Genomic DNA, 23,680 nt, shown 5'->3' on the forward strand with positions numbered 1-23,680 from the left:
AGATCTTCTCCCCGCAGGGGCCGCAAGAGGATATACATCCGATCCTGGTGACCCGTGCACTCGAAGACGGGAAGCATGACCATCATTTCTGGACGGTTCGTCTCGCGCCGGATGAGATCGAAGTCCTGCGATCGAAGGCCGCTGACCTCGCCCTGGTCATGAGCCCCGAAGAGCTGGACACCGAATCTCAGGAGGCCGAGGCCGCGTTTTTGCTGGCGGTGCAGAGTGATACAGCGCTTCTGCTCGAAGAGGAGCCGCGCCAGGTTCGTCGCGACGGGACGGTGCATGCTCTGAACAGGTCCATCACCGTCGGGGTGCGGATGAGGAAGGCCATCGAACTCACCGTTGCTGAGCATCCTTACCGTGGTTTCCGGGATCCGTTCAAGGCCATCCGTCAGGTTGCGGAACACGAGGAGCAGGAGGCTCCTCGCTTCGGATGGGTGAGAAACTCCGAACTCGAAGTGAAAGAGCGTGCCGCGGAATGGGTGCGTGAAGCTGACGATGCCCGGATTCCGGCTCTGGCCTCCTTCCTGCGACCGGTCCGTGGAGGGCGGATCAGTATCGGCATGCGCTCACTGGATGTGAAGGACATCGGCGCGAACATGACCGTCGATGGTCCTCAAAGTTATGTCTGGTTCAGTGTTGTCGAAGGAGCACCGGGCCAGCGCCTCTACCCGTTCGCAGCGGTTGATGCGCAGAACAATGAAGAGTTCGGTGTCGTCGAGCTGACTCCTGACGAGCTGGGCAGCTGGATGTCGGCTTCGGCCGGATCGCTGGGGGCGGAATTCTCCGAGATTTCGGGAATCGAGCCGGTCCGGGGTCCTGAGACCTGGCTTGCGGGGTATCTGGTGTCGGCGGATCAGGAAGCCGTCCTGGGTGGGCTGGGTCTGGTGGCAGATCCGGTGGTGGGGCCGGGATGGGGCCTCTACGCGGCGGTGGTCCGGACCATGGTCCATGCGGGCATGCATCTGGGTGAGCTGGCCGAGGAAGATTTCGCGCGTGACCTGATGCGGCGTACGGCGGATCACATTCGTTCCCGCAGCGCGGAATTCGCAGGCTTCGTGGGGAGTGAGGTCGGTGATGCCGCCGATCGGATAGCTGCGGGCCGGGCGTACGACGTCCGCGGGGTGAGGGGCGACTGGGCGATTGTCGCGGTCGCGCAGGCGCTGGGCCTCGATCTCGAATACGTGTCGGAAAATGGTTCCCGGGAGGTGGTTCAGGGAAACCCCTCCGGTCTTCCCGCCCGCCCTCAGCTCGTGTTGGTCAAGGTCGCGCACGGGATGGGGCCGCGGTACGGCCACCGCTGGTTCGCCACCGCGAGGGCCCAGGGAGGACCGGGGACCTCGGCAGACTCCGGACTGGTCGCCCTGACCGGTGATCTGTCGATGTCCGATGACGTGGAGATGTCCGGTCTGACGGACCCGGAGCAATCCTCGACCGACTTCCTGAACCGGCAGCTCAGTCCGTACTGGAACGCCGCGGGCACACAGGATGCCGGCGCGGTCTCCGCGCCCGGCAACACCTGGGTGGGACAGGTCAGGGTTGACGCCGATCACCCGCTGTACGCCCACGCCGAGGTTGCCGAGCTGGTGGACGACGGCCTCGTCCGTCATTTCGAAAGCGAGCGGGAGCTAGAGCGTTTCGTCGCCGGCGAGACGGTCGACATCGGGAACCTGCCCGGTCCGCACCGGGCCGGCGCCTGGGTGCGGTTCCTGCCGGAGGGCAACAGCAACATCCTCGGCCTGGACCCCACCACGTCCCATCTGAGCGAACCCCTGGCGGCGGTGTACGGGGACCGCTCCTTCGGCCGATTCCTGTACGACAGGATCCCGAACGACGACCTGAGTGAACGCCCCGAGCTGCGCGAGATCCTCACGCGGCAACTGGAAGACGACTTCCAGCGGCTCGGGATCGATCCCGACTCCGACTGGGGCGCCTTTGGGGCCGAGTCGATCTACCCTCGCCTCGGCTGGGCCGTGCAGCGGATCGGCCAGGGGCTGGACGAGAGGGACGGGTTCGGGGCCCTGTCGCAGCCGTACTGGGGCGATCAGGCGGCTCTGGCGCTGGAGGCGTCCTGGGCGTATGCCAGGGACGTGCGGGAGACGGGGGCCGACTACACCGCCGGCACCGGAGTGGGGGACAGCGAGACCCACCTGTCCGAGGTGGCCGTGGAGGTCGGGCCGCAACTCCAGCCGTTCTTCGACCGGCTGCTCCCGGGCGTCACCCTGGGATCGGCCTTGAAGACGTGGCTCGACGCATCGGGCACGGCTCTTCCCGCTCCCTTCCTGATCGGCCTGCGGCGATACCTGCTGGCCTTCAGCGCGGCGATGCAGGCCCGGCTCCCGCTCGACCCGATGCTGAGCCGGCAGGAGCTGGCCTTCGTGGGAAGTCTGACCGACCCTCTGCACACGTTCACGGCCTGGCGGGAGCTGTCGCTGCGGTCGGCGATCCGGGCCGCCGTCGCGGACCGGGTGCCGTACATCGGCGTGAGCTCCGGCCGCGCCCGGTCTCTCGTCGCCGAACCTCCGATGGACGGGGCCGGCGTCTTCCTGATGGACGGGGAGGACACCCACTACCGCGGTCGACTCCCCGGACCGCACCATCGCGGCCTCCTGATCGAGTTCGCCAAGGGCGCCGTGCACCTCATCGGTGAGGAACACGATTTCATTGAGGCGAGCCAGATCCTGCGGGCTGTCTCCGGTGACAGGCCGTTCCCCAGGTTCATCGACGAGAGCATCCCGACCGACGACCTGACTGCGAGTCCGGCGTTGCACGCCCTGCTCAAGACGATGCTGAGCTTCCGGCTGCGGCAGTTGCGGATCCCCGAGGACGGGAACTGGGCAGTTCACGGCGGGGAGTCGATCTTTCCCAAAATCGCATGGACGGCGAGGAAGCTGCGGAAGGAGCTGGACCGCGCGCCGGACTTCCCCGATCTGGTCCAGTACTGGGACAGGGCGAGTCTTTCGACACTCCTCATGGCCTGGGCACTCTCCGAGGACGTGGCCCATGAGGTGCAAGCCCGAGGGCCGCACGGTGCTGGTCCGGCGCAGCGCAATCTGGCTGCGGCCCGGCGCCAGGGCCACGACGAGCTTGCTCCCTTCATGGACGAGGCCGCGAAGGTACCCTCGCTCAAGCAAGCTCTCACGACATGGCGGAGCAAGGGAACCGCTGACTTCGGCACATTCCTGACCAGCCTCAAGCGGCTGCTGGAGGCCGTACCGCCGGAGATCGAGACCCGCCTGCCGGCTGACCCGGCGCTGAGGGATGACGAAAAGGCCGAGGTGGCCGCGCTCGACACCATCGAGTCGCGCCTGTACCGCTGGAGAGATCTCTCCCTGGCGGCAGCCGCCCGCGCAACGGTGGCCGGCTTCAAGTCGGAACAGGGCATCGCGTTCGTCTTCATGGGCCAGGCTCACGCCAGCGAGCTGAAACGGCGAAACCTGGTTCCGGGCGCCATCTACCATGACTACTCCCGCGTCCTGGGAACGAATCCGCGTCTTCAGCAGCAACTGTCGTCGCCCGGGGTGCAGGCGCCCGATTTCGAGTCGGCCGCGACTTCGGCCCTGGTCCGAGCCCGGCAAGTACGCCTCCACGAGGATTATGAGAAAGCGAAGCAGGAAGTTCTCAAGGCAGAGGGCTCCCACTCGCTTCTTCACGTCGTCCCCGGAAAGATAAACGGTCAGGGACGCGTTGCGGTGGCCTCGCATTATGTGACGGTGGATAAAGCGTGGAAACAGGTGTCGGTGAAGGTCTCGGTCTATCCGGCGCCGAAAAAACTTGCGGGCGACCAGCGCCACCCTCTGCGGATTCATCCGGTATTGGTACCCGACGATTCGCAGGATCTTTTCAGATGGGTCAACCTCGGCAAGCAGGATCTTGAATATCTCAGTTCCAAGAATTCGGATCAGGAGGAAACTCCGGGCGACGACGCAGAAGCCGTGAGTGTCATCCGCAGGGCGCTCGCGAGCGAGCAGCCTTCCATCCTGACGGTCATCAGTCACGTCCAGGACAATGCGCGACTGTTGCTGGGGGAGAGGTCTTTCCCTCTGATGCACCGCGACTGGGTCGGTGCACGGGTGCGGGTCGAGATCTATCCCCCGAACGGAGAGGATTACCCGTTCCTTCTGATCTATTCATCGGAGGGACGGCAGAGCGAATATCATTTCTGGACGATTCGTCTGTCCGCGCAGGACCGGGCGGCCTTGCTGCAGGTGTCCCCCAAGCCGTTGTTCGGAGTGCGCTGGGCGGAGGAGAAGTCGGAGTCCGAGGCAGCCGCCGCCGCATTCGTCCGAGCCGAGGCGAGTGATGCACAAGTCATCCTCGAGCGCAATGACCAGCCGGTCGGTGAAACAGGAACTCTGACGGTCCTGGAGAGCGAGGTGTTCGCCGGGTGGGACTGGGCCGGGGACTCGGTGCTGGTGACGGTTCGCCGGAATCCGGACGGCGGCTTCTGGGATCCCCTCAAGGTTGTCTCCGGTTCGAGGAAGCCCCGTTTCAGGTGGGTGAAGAACTCCCCGCAGGAGGTGAGGACGCGGGCACTGGCCCTGGCGCAGAACGCTGATCTTCCGGTGCTGGCTTCCTTCCTGCGGTCTGTCGATGACCAGGGCAGGATCAGCGTCGGCACGCACTCGCCGGTGATCGATGCCGGGTGGGCCGGTCTGATGATCCAGTTCCGTGTTCTCGACGGGACGCCGGGCGTACCGCTCCATCCGTTCGTCGCCGTTCATCCGTCGGGTCAAGGCTGGGTCGTCGGCGTCATCGAGCTGTCACCCCACGAACGGGACAGCTGGGTGCTGGCGGCCGCGGGGCTCCCCGGGGCGGAGTTCGCAGGGGTCGAAGGGCTTGACGGGTGGCCGGCGGGATATGGCCTGTCGGAGAAGCAGAATGATCTGCTGACGGCGCGGAACCTGCTGGCGGTCCCGGTCGAGGGCCTGGATCGAGGGCTTTACGCCGCGGTGACGCTGGCGGCTGTTCGGGCCGGCGTCCTGAACGCTCCGGCGGCGCAGCTGGAGAGCGCCGAGCGTGAGCTGAAGCAGCGCACGGAGGAATACATCTCGACCGCCGCGACCGCCTTGACCGGCGTGACGCCCGCTGCGGTCGGCGCCGGGGAACTGGACAGTGAGCTGATGGTCACGGCGGTCGCCCGGACGCTGAGTATGGACCTGGAGTATCTGGCCGCGGACGGTTCATGGCGCACTGTCGCGGGCCGGCCGGGCGGCGGAGTCGTCGCCCCTCGCTTCGCGCTGGTCGAGGTGGCGCACGCGAACGGTCGGCCTGAGTCTTCCCGTCGCTGGTTCGCGACCATGAGGATTCCGGCCGGTCTGGAAGGGCAGGACGTCGCCAGCGCTCCGCTGCTGCCGGAACCCACGGCCCCCGTGGCAGGTAGCTACAGCGCGGCGGTCGGGGAGCAGGCATCTCGGGTGATCAAGCAGGCGCTTCTGAACCGGGAACCCTCCCGGGTCACCGCCGTTGTGCAGGCCGACGAGAACGCAGCAGTCACCTTGGGCCCTGGTGTGATCGTCGGTACCGATCCGGCGGCTCGCGATGATTGGGCCGGAGCCTGGGTCCGGGTGGAGTTCTACCGGCGGCAGGGCGGTCTGCATCCGCTCCTGATGATTCGTGAGACGGTCGACGGGGACCAGGACTACCAGTTCGTGGCAGCTGATCTCCTGGATCAGGAGCTGTCGTCCTTCGAGCGGGAGGACGCCCCCCGCGGGGACACAGCGGATCTGGACTACGGGTCCGCCTCCGCAGCTTTCGGCAGAGCTGAGAGCGCCGGTCAGACACCGCGTTTCAGTTCGCCGCTCGCTGTCGACCCGACGGGAACGACGGGTGTCGATGGTGTGGAGATCCATGTGGGACAGGACTGGGCGACGCCCGCCGGCGGGCAGCTGTGGGTGACGGTCTTCGAGCATCCTGAGGGTGATGTCCGGGATCCGTTCAGGGCTCTGGACGAGGTGGGGAACGCGCGTTTCGGCTGGGTGAGGAATTCCCGGGACGTGGTGAGGGCGCGGGCTGAGCGTCTGGTGCAACTGTCCAGGACGGGTGAGACTGCGGCGGTGGCTTCCTTCTCGCTGTTCGTGGGTGACGGGGGCCGCGTGGGGGTGGGGACGCGTTCGCTGACGCTGCCGGAAGACTGGACCGGTACGTGGGTTCGTCTGGATGTTTTCGAGGGGGTGGCTGGTAGCCGCTTCTTTCCCTTCGTGGCCGTGAGCCCGCAGCTGGAGAAGGACTTCGGCGTTGTCGAGCTGACTGCCCGTGAGCGCAATGGCTGGGCGCTGGCGTCGCAGGGTGCCGCGGGGGCCGAGTTCGCTGGAGTGGGGGCAATGGGCCCGGATGCGGGATTGACGTGGTTGCTGTCGGAGTATGGGTTGTCGGGCCCGCAGGCGCGGGAACTGGCGGGATATCAGGTTGTGCCGGTGATGGGTCCGGCGTCGGGACTTTTCGCGGCGGCGGCTCTGGCGATGGCTCACGCGGGGGTGGCCACCCTTGGAGTCAAGCTGGAGGATTTCGCGCGTGATCTGATGCAGAGCACAGCCAATCGTTTAGAAATTTCACTGCTGGAACTGGCGTCTCGTACCGCTGAGCAGGATGAGGCGGTCGTTGCGCTGGCCGGGGCGCTGGGGATGGAGTTCGCCTATGTGCTGCCGGACGGAACCTCGCAGTTGGTTCATGGTCTTTCCCTCGACATGACTGTGGGCATACCTGCTTTCGTCCTGGTTCAGGTCGCGCACCAGGACGGCCCGGACTATCCCCGTCGGTGGTTCGCGACCGTGGCGGACGGTTCGTCCGAAGGACGCTGGTCGGCCAGTGGGGTGGAGCCGGTCGGCTCGATGCTTCCGGGCCAAGAACCAGGAACGAGGCCCCATGCCCGTTCCCGGCGCGGCAGGATTGGCAAGGGCTCCGAGGTCGACAACAGCACGGCGGCATCTGCGATCAGAGAGGCATTCGCCTTGGGGATGCCGTCACTGATGACAATGAATCGTGCCGCCGATCCGCAAGATAGGGTGAGCATCGGGAAAAGCCGGATCCCGGGCGCCGCTGGGTGGGCGAGAAGGCGCGTCCGAATTGAGTTCTACCACGTAGACAACCGGTACTTCGTATTCATGTGGCCTTGGGTGGAAAACGGAACAGGCGTCCCTCGTTTTGATGAGGTTCTTCTCGGCGAACAGAATCTCAATGCACTGAAACCGAATTCGTTCAGCCCGGCGGAAAACGAAGCCGAATCGAAGGCAGCAAACCTAGCGTTCTCCAGGGCCCTCGCAAAACCAAATTATCGGATCGCCGACGAACCGCGCAGCGTGCAGAGCAATGGCCAGATTAGCGTATTGGGGGCCAGCTTCTTCGTGGGGGAAAGGAAGGGGGAGCAGGTAAGCGTCACGGTTCTGGAGCATCCGGAGAATGGCTTCTGGGATCCATTAAAGGCCACGCCGCTGGATGGATCGGGTGAACCTATTTACGGATGGGTGAAGAACGACCTGCCTGTGGTTCGGGCGCGGGCCCAGAAAAGGGTCAATGCCGCACGTGACCGTAAAAAGCCTGCTCTGGCTTCCTTCCTGCGGACGGTCGGGTCTGGGTTCCGGATCAGTGTCGGCACGCATTCGCCTCAGTTGGGAGCGACATGGACGGTCGGTACGCAGCTGTGGTTCAGCGTTTTCGAGGGAGTGCCGGGTGACCGGTTCTATCCGTTCCTCGCCACCGATGCGCTGGGCGCGGAGGATTTCGGTGTCATTGAGCTGTCTCCAGTCGAGCTGAGGGCCTGGATGGATGCTTCGGCCGGTCTGCTGGGCTCCGAGTTCGTGGGAGTTTCGGTCGATCAGGGCGAAGCTGGGCGGGTGGCCTGGCTCGCGGGCTATGCGCTGTCCGAGGCTCAGGTGCGGGCGTTGTCGGAGCAGGAGCTGGTGGCGGAGCCGGCAGTGGGCCCGGGACGAGGCCTGTACGCAGCGGCGGCCCGGGCACTGCGTCTGGCGGGGAGGGCCCCGGAGATGTCGCGGGAGGATCTCGAGCGTCAGCTCATGCGCCAGACCGGCGAGTACATCAGTTCGTGGTCGGCGGACTTCGAGGACTACGCGGTGGAGGGCGCCGGTCAGGCCGCTGAACTGATCAGTGATGGCCAGGCGTACGACATCGGGGGTGAGCACGGCGACTGGGCGGTGGTGGCACTGGCCGCGGCGCTCGCCCAGAGATGGGGCGTGAATGTCGCCTACCTCGACGCGGGGGGTGCCTGGCAGCAGAGCCCGACCGCGAGTGCCGCCCAGCCTGCGGTGAGGTTGGTCAAGATCGCGCACACCGGCGGGCACTGGTATGCCCACCGCTGGTTCGCGGCCGTGCCGGCGTCAGCCGTCCTGGGGACGCTGGACGACCTTGCTGTGTCCGGTGATCCGGAGCAGCCGGGGGACGTGGTGATGTCTGGCACCACGCCTGACTGGTCGGTCTCTGCGGCGGCGCACGGCCTTCTGCATCAGCAGCTCAGTTCGTCCTGGAACACCACGAGGCCGCCGGGCGCAGACGAGGGACCGTCGCGCGAAACCCAGGTGAGCGCGGTGTACGCCGATGGCGAGGTGACCCAGCCCCCGGGGGAACGGGTTCCGGTGCCGGCATCCGACCAGACCGGCATCTGGGTCGGCGGGGAACGTCTTCCGGACGACCATGCCGTCTTCCTGAATGCCCGGGCCCGCGAGCTGGCTGCCTCCGGGACGGCCCGTCGGTTCGGGAACCTGAGGGTGCTGGCCGATCACCTGGCGGGCACGCACTACAGCGGTCTTCTGCCCGGCCCGCACGCTCAGGGAGAGCTGGTGCGCTTCCGCAAGGGCTTGACCCATGTGGTCGCCGAGACGCACCTGTTCATCGACGGGATCCCGATCCTTCAGGGGCTGGCCGGCGACCAGGAATTCCCGGGGTTCATCGACGAGGGCATTCCCTTCGACGATCTGACGGCGAGCCCGAAACTGCGCTCCCGCGTCGAGCAGGTGAAGGCCGGCCGGCTGGCGGGATTCCGGCTTCGGCCGGGCTCGGACTGGGCCGTGCACGGCGGCGAGTCGATCTATCCCCAGATGGCCTGGGTGATGAAGGGCGTGGAGATCTGGCTCGACCAGGATCCGGAGTCCTCGGCCCCGAGCTGGTACTGGGGTCGCGTGATGGCGGACTACCTCCTGCTCGCCTGGGCCTACGCCGAAGACGTGTCCGACCGCGCAGCCCTCGCGGTGGCGGGCGATGTCAGCCCGTCGCAGCGGAAACTGGCGGCCGCGTGGGCACAAGCACGACCGGTGATGGAGCCCTTCCTGGCCGAGCTGGCACTGTCGTCCTCCCCGGCCGAAGTCCTCACAGCCTGGCGGCAGGAGCCGGGCCCCGGTGCCCGGCCCGGTCCGGGAAGGGACCTCGTCCCGTCGCTGAAACTGCTGCTGGCCGCGTTCGTTCCGGAGATGGAGGCGCGGCTCGCGCTCGACCCGGCGCTGAGCGACTCCGACAAGGCTCAGGTGGCGGCGATCGCCGACGACGCCTACAACTCCCGGTACCTGCGCTGGCGTGACCTGTCCCTGGCCGCCGCGGTCCGCCGGGCACAGGCGGCCGGTGTGCCGATGATCTTCATGGGAGCCGATCACGCGCAGGAACTACAGCGCCTGGGGCTACTGCCGGGAGGTGTGCTGGTCCACGACTTCCGTGACGGCGTGCCCGCTTCCATGGCACCAGGGGCTCTTGATCAGGATCCGGTGGGCCGCTTCCCACAGCACTTCACGGGCGCAGACATCGCCGTCGTCGAGCGAGCCCTGTCCGAGGCTGCCGTGATGGTGGAGAACGCGCCGGAGGGGGAGTGGCGGCGCCTTCTGGAGAACGCGTGGGACCTGACCACGAATCACTCGCGCCGTCCTCGTCAGGATGTGGAAGATACTGAGAGTCGGCAGGATTCGGACTCCGCAGACGACTATCACCAGCGGCTGCTGGACATCACCGTTCTGGTGGCCGCCCGGTTGATCACCGGGACCGAGGCTGAGGCCGGGCAGGAAGCGCGCTGGTGGGCCGCGTGGTACCGCAATCCGCGGCCTGACCGGCTCGACGACCCGGCGCCGGCAACACGACGGCCGGAGCAACCGCACGATCCGCTGCGGCAGCAGCTGAGCCCGTCGCTGGCCCCTGCGACCCCCGAGCAGGCAGAGTCCACCCCGGACACCGGCGGCATCCTGATCCATGGCGCCCCGCTGCCGCCCGGGCACCCCGCCCTGCAACACCCACGGGTCAGGCAACTGATGCGAGACGGCCGGACACACAACTTCGGCAGCTACCGGGTGCTGGTCGACTACATTCAGGACACGCACTACAGCGGGCATCTGCCCGGACCGCACCGTCAGGGGCTTCTGGTCCGGTTCGCCAAGCGCGACGAGTCGGGTGCCATGATCCGGCACATCGTCGGTGAGAACCACCTGTTCATCACCGGCGAGGACATCCTCCAGGCGGTGTCCCGCGACGGTGAGGCCCCCCACTTCATCCATGAGGGGATTCCGTACGACGACCTGAGCGGCAGCCCGATGCTCAGCGCGGCGCTGGGCCTGAGCAAGAGACCGGGCTTCCCGGGCGTCCAGATGCGGGAAGGGTATGACTGGAGCGTTCACGGCGGTGAGTCGATCTACCCCAAGCTGGCGTGGCTGATGACCAAGGTGCTGGGTGAACTGCGGCAGGGCCCCGGCTTCGCCAATCTGGTGGCCTATTACGACCAGGTGGCTTCCCATCAGATCCACTGGTCCTGGGCCTACGCCGGTGACGTGGCCGGGCGGGTGCACTCCTCCCCGGCCGACGCGAGCGAGGAACAACGCGCGCTCGCTCTAGCATGGGACGAGACCTTCAACTCGCTGATTCCTTTCCTGTCCGAGGTCTGGAGTTCCGGGTCGCTGGGTTCGACCTTGAGGGACTGGCAGAGCAAGCCGACCGATCTTTCCGGCGGTGAGTTGGTCGCGCAGCTGACACGGCTGCTCACCCGTTTCGTGGAGGAGGTGGATACCCGGCTCGCCGACGACCCGGTGATGACCGACGAGGAAAAGGCGGAGGTGGCACGGATCCCGGACGGCGAAACCCGCCGGTACCGGTGGCGGGACCTGTCACTGGCCGCCCGTATCCGCACGTCGCAGGCGCCCTTGAACTTTGTGGGAGACGCCCATGCCAGGGTGCTGCAGCGAGAGAACCTGGTGCCCGGCGCGCAGTACCACGACATGACCTTCGATATACCGCAAGATCTTTCGCAGCCACAGGGGGCGTCGACCGCGATCTGGTCGCCGCCCGCTCAGACGGCCGTGGACGACGATGCCTTCCTGGCTGACCTGGCTGACCCGCAAGCCGTTCCGATGGAACGGATCCCGCGCTCGGTACTGCACGAGATGACGCTGGATGCCGTACTGCGGGAGATGGACTGGGAGCCGCAGGTCACGGACGGCGCCGTCGAGGCATTGCTCACCGGCCGTCCCGGGGACAGCGGCCAGGAATCAGCGCGCGGTGAAGTGGCCTCGCCGAGCAGCACGATGCTGGTCGCACCCGGCATCCGCGAGCGCGTCGTGCACCGGATCTGGGCCGCCCTCGAGGAGACCGGAGCCCGGGCCGCGTCCTACGGCCGCTCGTGGCGGGAAGATCTGAGCGCGGCGATCGAGGCGCAGGTCACCCAGGAGTCGCTCAGCGCCCTGGTCGCTGTCGCTCCTGCGCCGAACATCACCGTCCTGGTCCGTTCCCGCCCCACCTCGCCGTCCCGGCGCTGGGTGAGCATCACGGTGACCGGGCGGCGCGATGACGACGTGAACGGTGCGGCGGTGCCGCTGGTGCGGTTCGGTGTGCTGGTGCAGTTCCGGACCGGCCCGCGGGCCTGGGTCCGTAACGTCTCCTGGAGGGCGCTGCGCCGGCGGCTGGGCGGTGAGGAGTTCGTCGAGGGGCGGACCGGGCAGGCCGAGCGCGAGATCGTCCCGGCCAGGCTCGGTTTCAGCGCCGACGGATCGCTGCGCCTGTCCCCGTACCGGCCGCAGGCCGGCACGGACGAGCAGCCCCCCGGCCCCCGGCGTCCGCTCGTCCCACCGAGGACGATCCCCGAGGCGGACCCGCTCCAGCAGCGTCAGGCTCAGCTCACCCGTAGCGCTCCCTGGCAGGACCCGGCCGAGGGCCTGCTGCGCCGGGCCAGTCTCTCCGGGCACGAGCGCGCGGTGCCGGTGCGGTCCCGGCCGGTGGCCCGCCGGACGTCACCGGACCCGCAGGAGATCCAGGACACCGGGCACAACGGGGAAGGATACGAGGCGCTGAAGAAAGGGCTCGGCGAGGACAGGGCCGAGGAGAAGCTGACGCGCGCCTACCGCAAGGAGGCCGGTCAGTACGAGCCGCTGCGGCTGAACGGTGTTCCCCCGATGGTGCGGGTGCTGGCATCCCGGCACCTGGGGCTGGTGGACGCCGTCAGTCAGCGGCTGATCCCGGGGCAGCTCGACGGCCTGGACCTGGAGACGGTCAACGACGCCGCACGGCACGCCGGCATCGAGCGCGAGCTCGTGCGCGCCGACCATCTGCTCAGCCAGGCACAGGTGCAGGGGATGCGCCGGGACCGCCTGGCGCAGCTGGTGAACCAGGTGTGGGAGAGCGCCGCCCGGATCGCCGAGCTGGGACCGGAGGGAGCCTACCGGCCTCTTCCGCAGGCGACGGCCCATCCGAAAGCGGTCCTCGACCGGTTGCGCCTGAGGGCGGCTCAGAAGAACCTCCTGACCGAGGTGCCGGGCGCGGCAGCGGTGGCGACCGAGGCGCAGCCGTCGGCGGAGCGTCCCGGCCTGACCCGCAGCGTGAGCGCCACCTCGTTGCGCCGGGCCCTGGTGACGTCCCGGCTGAACAGCCTGCGACGTTCGCCGGCATCCCGGAGCGTGGACCACCTGCCCCTCACCGGTGGCGTGACGACGCCCGCGCCCGGTTCCGGGACGGAGGCCGTTCTCAGCGCACCTCTGGTTGCGGAAGGGAGTTCGTCACCTCGGGGGACGACGGTCCCCGCGGTCCCGTCGCTGTCGGTCGCCCCCTATTTCCCCCGAGCCACGGGACAGCTGAACGCTGTCGATGTACGAAGCATCGCCGAGCTCGCCGCGATGATCGACGAGCTGGCCGCGCAGTTCGGCCTGACCGTCGATCCGTCCCAGATCCGCTTCGTCACCGAGCCACTCGTGCACGAGTTCGACAGTTTCTTCGGGGACGGCCGGAGCTTCCCCGTCCGGGCGCGCGCGAGCCGGCGGAACATCCTCGGCCACCGTTCTGGTCGTCAGCTCGACATCGGCGTCCAGCTACGGCAGATCCGTCAGGATCCGGCGCTGGATCAGGCGAGCACCCAGTTCCGGCAGGAGGTCTACCCCCGTCGCTCGGTGACCAACTCGAAGTCCCGGATGAAGGGGGGCGGGGGCGGCTTGCCGCTCGGTATCACCCTGCTCTCCCCGGTGGGAGTCGGTGGCTCGCTGGAGTTCTCGGCCGGATGGCTGAGCCAGGTCGTGCACCGGCGGGACGTCGTGACCGCGGACCAGCGGTCCTTGCGCAGCGCCGACGGGGCGCAGTTCCCGATCCGTTTCCAGTACGTGCTCACGGTGGCCCCCGCGGCGCGGCGGGGGGTCTCGACCCCGTTGCGCGATGCGCCGCGCAGCAGTCTCGTGCCGGGCAAGGCGGTCCTTCAGGCACCGCAGGACCTGCTGGACATCGTCTGGACGCCGCCGGAACAGCGGGTCACGGTCGCGGTGACGCAGGAACAGAACGCCGCCGTCGTCGTCGCGCCGTCGTTGGCCGTCGATGCCGTGGTCGATCTCGGCGACCTCCGCGAGGTGCGTGGCGCCCTGCTGCCGGAGGCGATCACCGCGCCGAAGGCCCCCGGCCGGGAGATCCTTGAGCGCATCTCCCACTCCACGGCTGTGCAGCGCGACCTGATCGCCATGCTGGAGGGCCGTTTCGACTCGCCCACCCTGCGCGGGCGCACGAGGAAGGACTGGACCGCCCTCAACAGCAGCGCCAGGATCACCCACGCGATGCCGCTGGGGATTGCCGGGCCGGCGAACCTGCGTTCGGCCCGGGTGACCGGGCAGAACCTGATGATCAGCAACGGCCGGGTGATCGACCTGAGCCTCGCCGTCGGGCCGGCCGTCGGGGTGGGGTTCGATCCGGTGTCCTGGCTGGCCTGGCGGTTCCTGCTCAACGGGGGTCTGAGCTGGGGGACGACGGACGAGGTTGTGCACTCCACCCAGGGCAAGGAGGGTTTCCAGGTCTCCAGCCATCCCCGGGTGCTGTACCTGGTCAGCATCCTGGTGACGGACCACGGGTACGAGCCCCGCACGTCCACCTGGCGGCCACTGATGCCGCAGGGGCACGAAATCCAGGTGGTGCTCAGCCTGTCCACGTTCGAGGCCGCCGGGATCGGGCTGCCCGGTGTCGAGGGCATCGCCCCGATGCTGACCCGGTTCGACCCGGCCTCCGGCGCCGAGCCGCGCCTTCTGCCGGCCTGGCTCTCGGACGGGACGCAGACCACCGGGACCCTGGGCACCGTGATCCTGCCCAAGGACGTGCCGGCCGACCTGGAGGACGCCGTCCGGGGACTGGTGAACGAGTCCGGCGCGGGTGACCTGATCGGGCAGGGAACGGGAGAGCCGAAGACGGCGTCCGGGGCCGTGGCGCTGGCCCGCTACCTCAACGACCGGGAGATCCGGCAGAACCTCACCCTCGGCTCACTGACCTCGCTGAAGCCGCACACGATCGAGTTCACGAGGAACGGTGTGCTGTGGCGCGACGTCGTGACCGTCACCATCACGCCGCACCGGGGTGGGGCGGCGTACCAGGGGTTCTGGCAGGTCGTGCAGCGCTCGACCAACGTGCACGAGATCAGCACCTCGACCGAGAAGAGCGGCAGCCGGCGGATCGGCTGGCTGAGTGATCTGCGGGCCAGGTTCGTCACCGCGAATGTCGGGCCGGCCGCCGCGTTCCGCCAGATGTGGGAGCGGGGTTGGACCCGGTCGGCCGGCACTCTGCAGAACAACTTCTCCCTGTGGGTCGGCGACGGGACCACCGACGTCTTCCAGGTCCCCGTCGACTTCGTGATCAGCGCCCAGGTGTCCCGGTACACCCGGCCGCGCGCCGCTTACCGGCTGGCCGGCCCGGCCGCGGTCCCCGGCGCCGACCGGAAGCAGCTGGTCGCCGGCCCGGCTCCCGCGCGGCCCGCCGAGCAGGAGATCGGGGCGCTCTCGCCCCGCCGTCAGGTCCTGTCGATCAGCTCGACGGTGGTCAGCACCGTGGGCACGATGACGGTGCCCCGGGCGCTGACCAGGAACGCAGGCTCCCGGCCGTGGCCGCAGATCGGCCCGGCGCAATACCGGCGGGACGATCGCCCGCAGGACGGGACCTTGCCGCTGCGCCCGGCGATCCTGGACCGGCCCGGGCCGCGCTCGCCCGGGCACCCGGCCGACCGCGGGACCGTGCTCCAGATCAGTTTCGGCGACCGGATCCTCGACGTGGTGAAGGATCTGGCCGCACGGGTGACGGACGCGGACTTCGTCGACGGCTACCGGGACGAGCTCGAGGGCTCGTTCGGGGCGGAGGCCGTGGAGAACATGTTCACGACGCTCGGCTGGCACCGCCGGTACGAGGACCTCGAGATCGCCGCGCAGCCCAGCCTGCTCCGCCCGCGGGTCATGCAGGTTCTCGAGCTCGGGCTGTTCGGCGAGGTCTCGATGCTGGGAGGACAGCACAGCGGCACGGGCCGGTCCCGAAGCCGGTTCTGGGACCTCGCCCTCGGTCCCAGCGGCCGCAGCGGACCGTACGCCAACTTCCTGGCCGCCACCCTCACCGGCCGGGGCGGACGGGGCGAGAACCGCAACGAGCAGCTGGGATTCAGCGGTGACCTGGACCTCACCCTGGTCCAGGGACCGAGCCAGATCCTGTTCCTGGTCAGCAGCGACCTGGTGTGGCAGGTGGCGGCGGCGTGGGAGAAACCCCCGTCACCGAACACCGGCCGCATCCGCACCCGGCGCGAGAGCGCGCAGATCCGGGTGCCCAACGGCGGCGTGGAACTGCTCACCGAACGGCAGGCCCGGCGCCTGCCGGCCGATCCCGACACCGGCCGCAGACTCCTGGACCGGCTCGACGAGGTGATCGCGCAGGCCGGGCAGTGGGGCCGTTCCGATCCGGGCCGCACCTGGATGCTCGAGAACGGTCACGACCCGGACGCCTTCGCGCCGCTGCCGCAGTTGCCGGCCGGCGCGAGCACCCTGGAGCCGCCGCCGTCCCTGCTCGGCGGCCCCCGGGCCTCGTTGGGTCCCGGGCTGCCGACGGAGGTGCCTGACCTCTCCTACCTGCTCGACCTTCTGATCACCGAGATGGGCAGGTACGCCCCGATGGTCTTCCCGGACGGCGGACTGGACAGCAAGGACAACCGGGGCCTGGCGGCACTGCTGTTGCGGCCGGACGGCGTGGCCGCGTTCCTGCACTCGATGATCGACGGCGGGGCGGTGATCCCCCTGCGCACCTACGGCACCCAGCACGTGCGGCGCAACGTCCTGCGCAAGCGGGACGCGGCCGGGCACACCCGGGCGCACCGCCTCGCGCACGAGCAGGCACAGGGCGACTCCCTCACCGCGCCCCGGCGCGACCCGGCCCGCGAACGCGCTCACGCCAAGGCAGCCCACCGCGCCCGGCGCAACCGCACAGCGCTGCTGCGGGTCGAGATCGAGACCGGCCGGGCCGTGTTCGACGAGGTCCTCGCCGACGGCGGCGACCTGGAGCTGTACACCGAGGCTCTGGTCACCCGGAGCCAGCGGCTGTCCAGGATCAGCCGTCTGCTGGTCGCCCTCACCGCCGGGTACGGGTACGTCGGTGATGACGGCCAGACGGTCCGCCCGACCGCCTCGGCTGCCCCCGGCGTGGGGTACCAGACCTCGGCCGAGACCAGCGCCGGGGGCGCCGAGCGGGCCAGGACGATGAGGATGAACTGGGTCATCGGGCACCGGGTGGCCCTGAGCGTCCCGATCGTGAAGGTCCGTCTGTCCGTGGAGCTGCCCGGGGGGCAGTCCTTCGCCGTCGAGGACCGGCCCGTCACCGCTCCTGGCCCGGACGGGGCGCCTGAGGTGTCCGCTACTTCGCGCCTGCAGCCGATGCGGGTTGAGATGGCGGCCAGTGTCCTGCGGGCGTCAGGCTCCGGTGCAGCCGGCGCATCCAGTGCCGACGGTGCGGACGGCGTCCAGGTGATCCCGGGTCCGGCCGGGCAGATCCGCACGAGCAGCCGGGTCGGCCGGGCCGAGCCGCACGTCGCCGCCTTCCTGGCGGGCGGGCAGCATCCGATCCCGGACGAGGCCTACGTGGAGTGGTTCATCGGCTCGCGCGAGCTGCGGGAGGTGCTGCTGGCGGCCCGCGGGCCGGGCCGGCACTTCGGCGCCAACGACCGGGCGAAACTGGAGATCAGTGCCAGCAACGAGATGGTCCGCAGCTGGCTGCCACTGTCCGGGACGCCCGATGGATATGCCGCCCCGAGGCATGGCCTGAAGGTCTACACCCGCCTGACGAATGCGACGGTCGTGGCCAGCGGCAGCGATCTGCGGGTAGGGGTCGAGGATCCCCTGGGCGCCTTCGCCCCGTCGCAGCCGCAGGCTCTGAGCGCGCCGGGGCGTTACCGGGTGAACGAGTGGTCCGGCAACGTCGGCGTGACGCCGGGGGTGGCGCAGGCGGACGGCCGGGGCGAAGGCGGCAGTGGTCCCCGCCTGGTGCAGGGAACGGCCGACCGGAACACGATCACTGCCACCTCGGTGCTCAACCGGATGGTCCGGCGCGGCGGCCCGTCGATCGTCGTCCGTTACGACCTCGAGGTCCGGGCCGTCTTCACCAGCGGCCGGTCGGTGACGGTGACCGACCGGCTCCTGCCTGGTGCCGTCGGCCTGCGGATGAACGCCGACGTGGCGCGGGCCCGGATCGGGTACACCCTCCAGGACCGGTTCCGGCAGCCGGACGCCGAGATCCGGGAGCTGGACAGCACCGGTACCCGGCGGCAGGAGGCACGGCGGGACCTGCTGGCCAAGGGGCTGGCCCTGCAGCAGCTCCTCGACGACGCCCGGGTGCAGGAACTGGGTCAGGACAGGGAACCGGTCGCCGACGTCGCCCACGGCGAGGCGCTCGACCGGGCCCGGGCCCAGGTGTGGCACGCCCGCGGCGTGTACGACCAGGCCGATCATGCCTTCCAGGCGGCGATCCGCACCTGGCTCGAGGCCAAGCGAGGTCCCGACCAGGCTCTCGACGACAGTCAAGGAACGCAGCAGTTCGCCGTCCGGGCCGCCTACCGGGCGAAGCCCGTTCCCGGGGCGGTGACCAGCCGCTCCGGCACCACCTCCACGCGCTCCTCGACGGGGGCCGGGACGCTGCGGACCAACTCTCTCGCACCCATCCGTGAGGGGCAGCCGTCCGTGTTCCTCTCTCCGCACACGAGCGCCCCGGCGCTGCTGCCGGGCACCAGCGTTCTGCACGAGGAACCGGAAATCTATGGGGACGAGGGGGATCCGACCGTTCCGCTTGCGGGTCAGCCGGGTTCGCGGTCCGCCACCCCTCATGGCCGGACACCGATCTCACCGAACAGCTCCCCGCGTTCCACCACCGACGACGTGACGGTCGTGCGGGCCCCGCGCACCGGTCCGGTCCCGGCCGAGGCACCCACCCTGCTGGATGTGCTCAAGCCGTCGTGGACGGTGAGCACCACGGCCGCCGGGATGCGGCTGCACCGCGCGGGCACACCGGGCGAGCGGCCGGCGGCCGTGCCCGAGCCGGGCTGGACGACCATCGACGTGGGCGACCCGCAGCTCTCCGGGACCGACCCCGCCGTGCAGGAAGAGCTACGGCGTCTGCTGAGCGACGAGGGCGCGCACCTGAGCCGGGTGCTGCTGCGCCTGCCCGGGGTGCCGGCCGGGTTCGCCCATGCCCTGGCCGCCGGCCTCGGCATCGAGGTGGCGTTCACCCCCGCTCACGAGAGCGGCGAATTGGTGCTCATACGACCGGATTCCGGCAATGGCACGGTGCTGGCCGAGTCGCTCGGCACCGGGCACCTGCCGGCCGGATGGGGCACCCCGGCGCAGGATGCGCTGCGGGGCGCGGTGCGGCAGATGCTCATCGACATGAAGGAGCCGGTGGGCGGCCGGTCAGAACGGGCGCAGGCCGTAGACCACCTGATCGAGCGGCACACCCGTCCCGAAATCCTGGACAGGCTGCCGCATCTGGCATTCGTGCTGCTCTCCCTGGCCCATCCCGGGCAGGAGATCCAGGTCTCGATCACCCCGGCAGCGGAAGCCGGAGCGTTCACCGTGACGGCCGGGCGCTACCGCCACGGCCTGCCGCTGGAGTCACGCTACGGCGCCCCGGGCGGCCACGCCGCGTTGCTGGAGATCACCCGGAGCATCCCGGCCGTTGAGGCGAGTGGCGGGACCCCGTCCACAGCCGAAGCGTCCCCGGTACACCCGCCCCGGCAGATCGCGCCGGGCGATCCCGGATTCGAGCGGGTGCCGCTGAACCTGCCCGGATCGCAGAACGGGTCGGACCCCGGCCAGGCGTGGATCTATCTCCAGCGCGGGCCCGGCCTGCTGATCGCTTCCGACAGCCCCGAAAACCTTTCCGGCAGCGGGCAGATTCCGAGCACGCCGGACGGCGCCGTGACGTTCTCGGTCAGCCGGATCGCCGACCCCGCCGTGGCCCGGGCCGCTCTGGGGCGCTGGGCCGAGTTCACCGGCGAGCGCTCGGCGCGGTTGCACGACGACCGTGAGGCGGCCGCGAGCCTGCCGGTGCCGGAAGCCAGCGGCCTGCTGCGCGCCCCGATGGAGCTGGACACCCGGTGGCAGCCGGAGTGGGACACCCGCATCGAGCAGATGCGGCACGAGGAGGGCACCCGATCGGCGGGTGGACCGGTGCGCACCTACGAGGTGGACTTCGCGGAGTACGCGGAACCTCTCTACGCCCCGCCGTCCGGACCCGGGATCGAAACGCAGCGAGCCCGGAGCATCCTCGACGGCGACCCCATCGTGAGCGCTGCCGAGGGGAGCGCCATGCTGGACCTGATCGCCGTCGTCCGGCCGCTGGGGCAGCGGTACGCCCCCGACGTGCCCCCCTACGTCACCGGTGATCCGCGCGGCTACCTGCGTGCGGTTCTGGATGCCTCGGCCCGCGAGGGCGGGCCGGGCCGCGACCAGATCGGTCACCTGCTGGCGGCGGCGCGCAACCAGGAGCAGGTGGAACCTGATCACGCCCCGGCCCGGACCCGTTTCCGCGCCCAGGAGTTCGACGTGACCGATGACGTCACGGTGCTGGAACTGCACAGCGTGGTCCGGCTCGAGCCGGACCGGGACGCCGGCGGCCAGGCCCTGGTGACGCAGCAGGAACTCGACGCATCGGCCCAGGACACCGAGGCCTGGATCGGCCGGATCTTCAACCGCACCGCCCGGTTCCGGCTCGACGGCCGCTGGCGGTACGTGCGCAACCGGACCCGGGTGGTCACCGACCCGGACGTCCCCGCCGACCGGGTGATCGTCCTGCTGCCCGGCGACCCGCCGCTGCCGGGTGAGGCGACACGGCAGAACCGGGAGAACGAGACCCGTTTCTACGTCGGCACTCCCGGCCCGGTGAAGGCCCACGAGGCCGGGGCGCATCCGTACTTCCTGGCCGACCGGGAGGCCGTCCGCGCCGACGAGACGTTCGAGCGTCCGCTGCGCCGCGCAAGGCTGCGCACCGTCGTACCCGGTGCGGGCCCGCGCGACGGGCGGATCCAGGACCTGCCCCCGACCGGCCTGGACCAGTACACCTCCCCGGCCGTGACCACGGTGATGGGACCCCTGGGCGCCGACCCCCGCCCCACCCTGCGTGATCTCGTGCGCATCTACCGGATCGTCGTGGACGCACCGCGGGCCGATTCCGAGGTGAGCGCCGTCCCCCAGATCGACCGCGCTGCCCTGGCACTCGCGGATCTGCCGGCCGCCGCCAGGATGCTGCAGGCCCACCTGACCGGCGAACTCGAGGCCGCCGGTCACGCCCTGCCGGAGGCGCCGCACGAGTTGCGCACGCTGATCAGCCCCCGTGGGCTGGGTCTTCTGCCGCCGGGCGGACGGCCGATGCGGGTGCGGCTGTCGGGCCAGGACCGCTCGGACCTGCTGATCGACCTCGCCCTGATCGCCTCGGCGGCCGGACGTCCCTCGGCCGTCGGGGTCACCGTGCACCGCGTCGTCTCCGGGCCGGACCAGCCGCTCGTCGCCGACGAGGTCGCGGGTTTCGCCGTCCAGATCCCGATCGCCCGGACACTGCCCGGTAGCGTGGGACTGGACGGCTCGGGCCGCCCGGCCGCAGTGGCCCCGGCGCCCGTGCCGGAGGCCGGTGAACAGAGCGCCGAGGGGCCGCAGCAGCACGGGGAGGGCGGCTGGGACGTCGTCCACACTTCGGCGGAGCTGCTGAGAAGCCTGCGCACCGGGGCCCGGGTCGCGGGGTACGTGGCCACCCCGACGCAGCGGTCCACGGCCGGGACGGTGTTCGACCTGGCCCGGCACCCCCACGTGGCCGAGCTGTTCGCCGAGGCCACGATCGGTCTGCTGATCTCCGGTCCGGTGCCTCGGAAATCGCTGTCGCTCTGGTACTCCCGGACGTCCGGGGTCCTGGAGGCGGGCCCGGAGTCGGAACCGCTGCCCGACCGTAACCCGGTCGTCGACGAGTTGCTGTTCACCCTGACCTGGATTCCCGAAGCCACCAGCATGCGGGCCTCGCTGCACCGCCTGCAGCGGGTACAGGTCAGTTCCGACGGGCTCGTCGAAGGCTCGGCCTGGGCCCGTCCGGCGCAGGACCAGCCGTCGCCGGAGACGCAGCTGTGGACCGACCTGATCGGCGTGCGGGCCACGCAGATCCAGCCCGTCGTGACGGAGCCCGCGACGACTCTCGGGACGGCGACCGGTCTCCCCGCCTCGACGATCACCCCGCCGCAGGAGGGGCACGCCGCGACCGCCGGGGCACAGGTGAGCGACGCGGCCCCGGCGAGCCGAGAGCCGGCGCTGGCGCTCGGGCCGTGGGGCGATCGGGCCCGGAAAATGCGCTCGGACAACGGCGAATCGCAGAGACTGGCCCGGCAGCTGGCCGACTCGGGCATCGGGCTGCCGCCCGGGGCTGTCCTGGGGGCGCTGAACGCCGGGCGTCGCCGCTCGGTGCTGGTCTCCGGAGTCCCTCAGGAGACGGCGGAGCTCATCGGGCGGGCCCTGGGCCTGGACGAGGTGGCGTTCACCAGCGACCCGTCGGTCTGGTCCGGCCCCGCCGACCGCAGGTACTACCAGGTGCGCCCCTCGGACGGCATGTCGTACGCGACCTGGGACGTCGTCCAGCGGGGTACGGACGGGAGCTGGTCCGCGCACTCCACGGGCCTGGCCACCCTGCCGGCGCCCGCCTGGGAACTCACGCTGGTGCGCAACCCGCTACCGGGCCGCATCTACGTCGTCTACCCGGACGGCGCGGGCCAGCTGGTGTCGAACACGCTCAGCGTCCGGCGCTCGGGAAGCGGCCTGATCGTGTGGCCGGTCGGTGAACCAGCGCCACCGCTGCGGGAGATCGTCGCGGACCAGGAGGAAATGACGATCCAGACCGCGTGGCTGCCATCCCCCGAGGAGGTGCAGGAGGCGGTGCGAGAGGTCATGGATCATCTGGAGGCGGACCACCGCAGCAGCTTCCGGGTCCTGGACCCGCGGGCCGAGGGGATGAAGCGCTCCGGGGATTCCAAGAACGCGGGCCTGACCTATCCGGTGGGGCTGCGGGTGCTGGACGACGGGACCGTGACGGCCCAGTCCTGGCGTTCCGGCAACTCCCGCACCTCAATCTTGCGGCGCGGGGGCTTCTATCAGAACGGCTACGCCTGGCGCAGGGCCTTCTCCGCCGCCCCGGCGCCTGTGACACCGGGATGGCACACGGCGCTCACCGAGTACGGCGCGGTGCTGACCTCAGGAGCCGCCCGTTCCGTCCCGGTGCCCGTCAACGGGCTGGCATCCCCCGAACGGCCGACGATCGTCGTCGCCGCCGACGACATGGCGACGGCCCTCCTGCCGTTGTTGCGTCTGCTGGACAGCAGACCGGCCGCCGCGCTCCCGGAACTTCGCATCGTGCAGGTGAAACCGGATGGCTCCCGGAGGACGACGGACAGCCCCGGCCTGGCTGAGCTGTTCGGCAGGCTGGCGCACTCCTACGGCATGACCGTCACCGCCCACCAGGGCGTCCTGCGCCGGGGAAAGGTGTCGGTCAGTGACGCCCTGAAGCTGGAACCGGTGTCGTATCCCATCCAGTTGCCGGTGTCCCTGGCAGCGCTTCTGGAGCCAGCATGGTCCGTGGCACCGGCGTCTGCGGAGCCTGACCCTGCTGAGCAGCGGGCGAACCTGGCGCTCGGCGCCGGTGAGCCGGGCCTCGAGGAACGGCTCACCGACGCTCTGCTCGCCGGTGGGGAGCCGGCGTTCCTGGGTGAGCTGGCCAGGGTGTCGGTTGCTTCGGGCGTCGACGTCACCATGATCCGGCCGGACCTCGACCGCCTCCGGCGCGACAAGGTGATCGGCCCGGGCACCGCGCTCCTGGCCGCCGCACTGCTGGAGGCGTCGCAGGGGTCGGTGGCCGAGCTGCACCAGGCGATCCAGGACCGTGATCCGGTGGCCCTGGTGCGGCTGCTGGCCGGGTACCG

1 protein-coding gene (cut by both window edges) is annotated in these 23,680 nt (G+C 69.8%); it reads left to right on the forward strand.

This entire window lies inside a single protein-coding gene on the forward strand: locus tag KIH74_RS04400, encoding a hypothetical protein (RefSeq protein WP_214154456.1). The 42,699-nt coding sequence extends 16,930 nt beyond the window's left edge and 2,089 nt beyond its right edge, so the window shows coding positions 16,931–40,610, spanning codon 5,644 (partial) through codon 13,537 (partial); the first complete codon in view begins at position 3. Both codon boundaries (start and stop) fall beyond the window edges.

Origin of the sequence: Kineosporia corallincola, assembly GCF_018499875.1 — a bacterium.
In the GTDB taxonomy this organism is placed as follows: domain Bacteria; phylum Actinomycetota; class Actinomycetes; order Actinomycetales; family Kineosporiaceae; genus Kineosporia; species Kineosporia corallincola.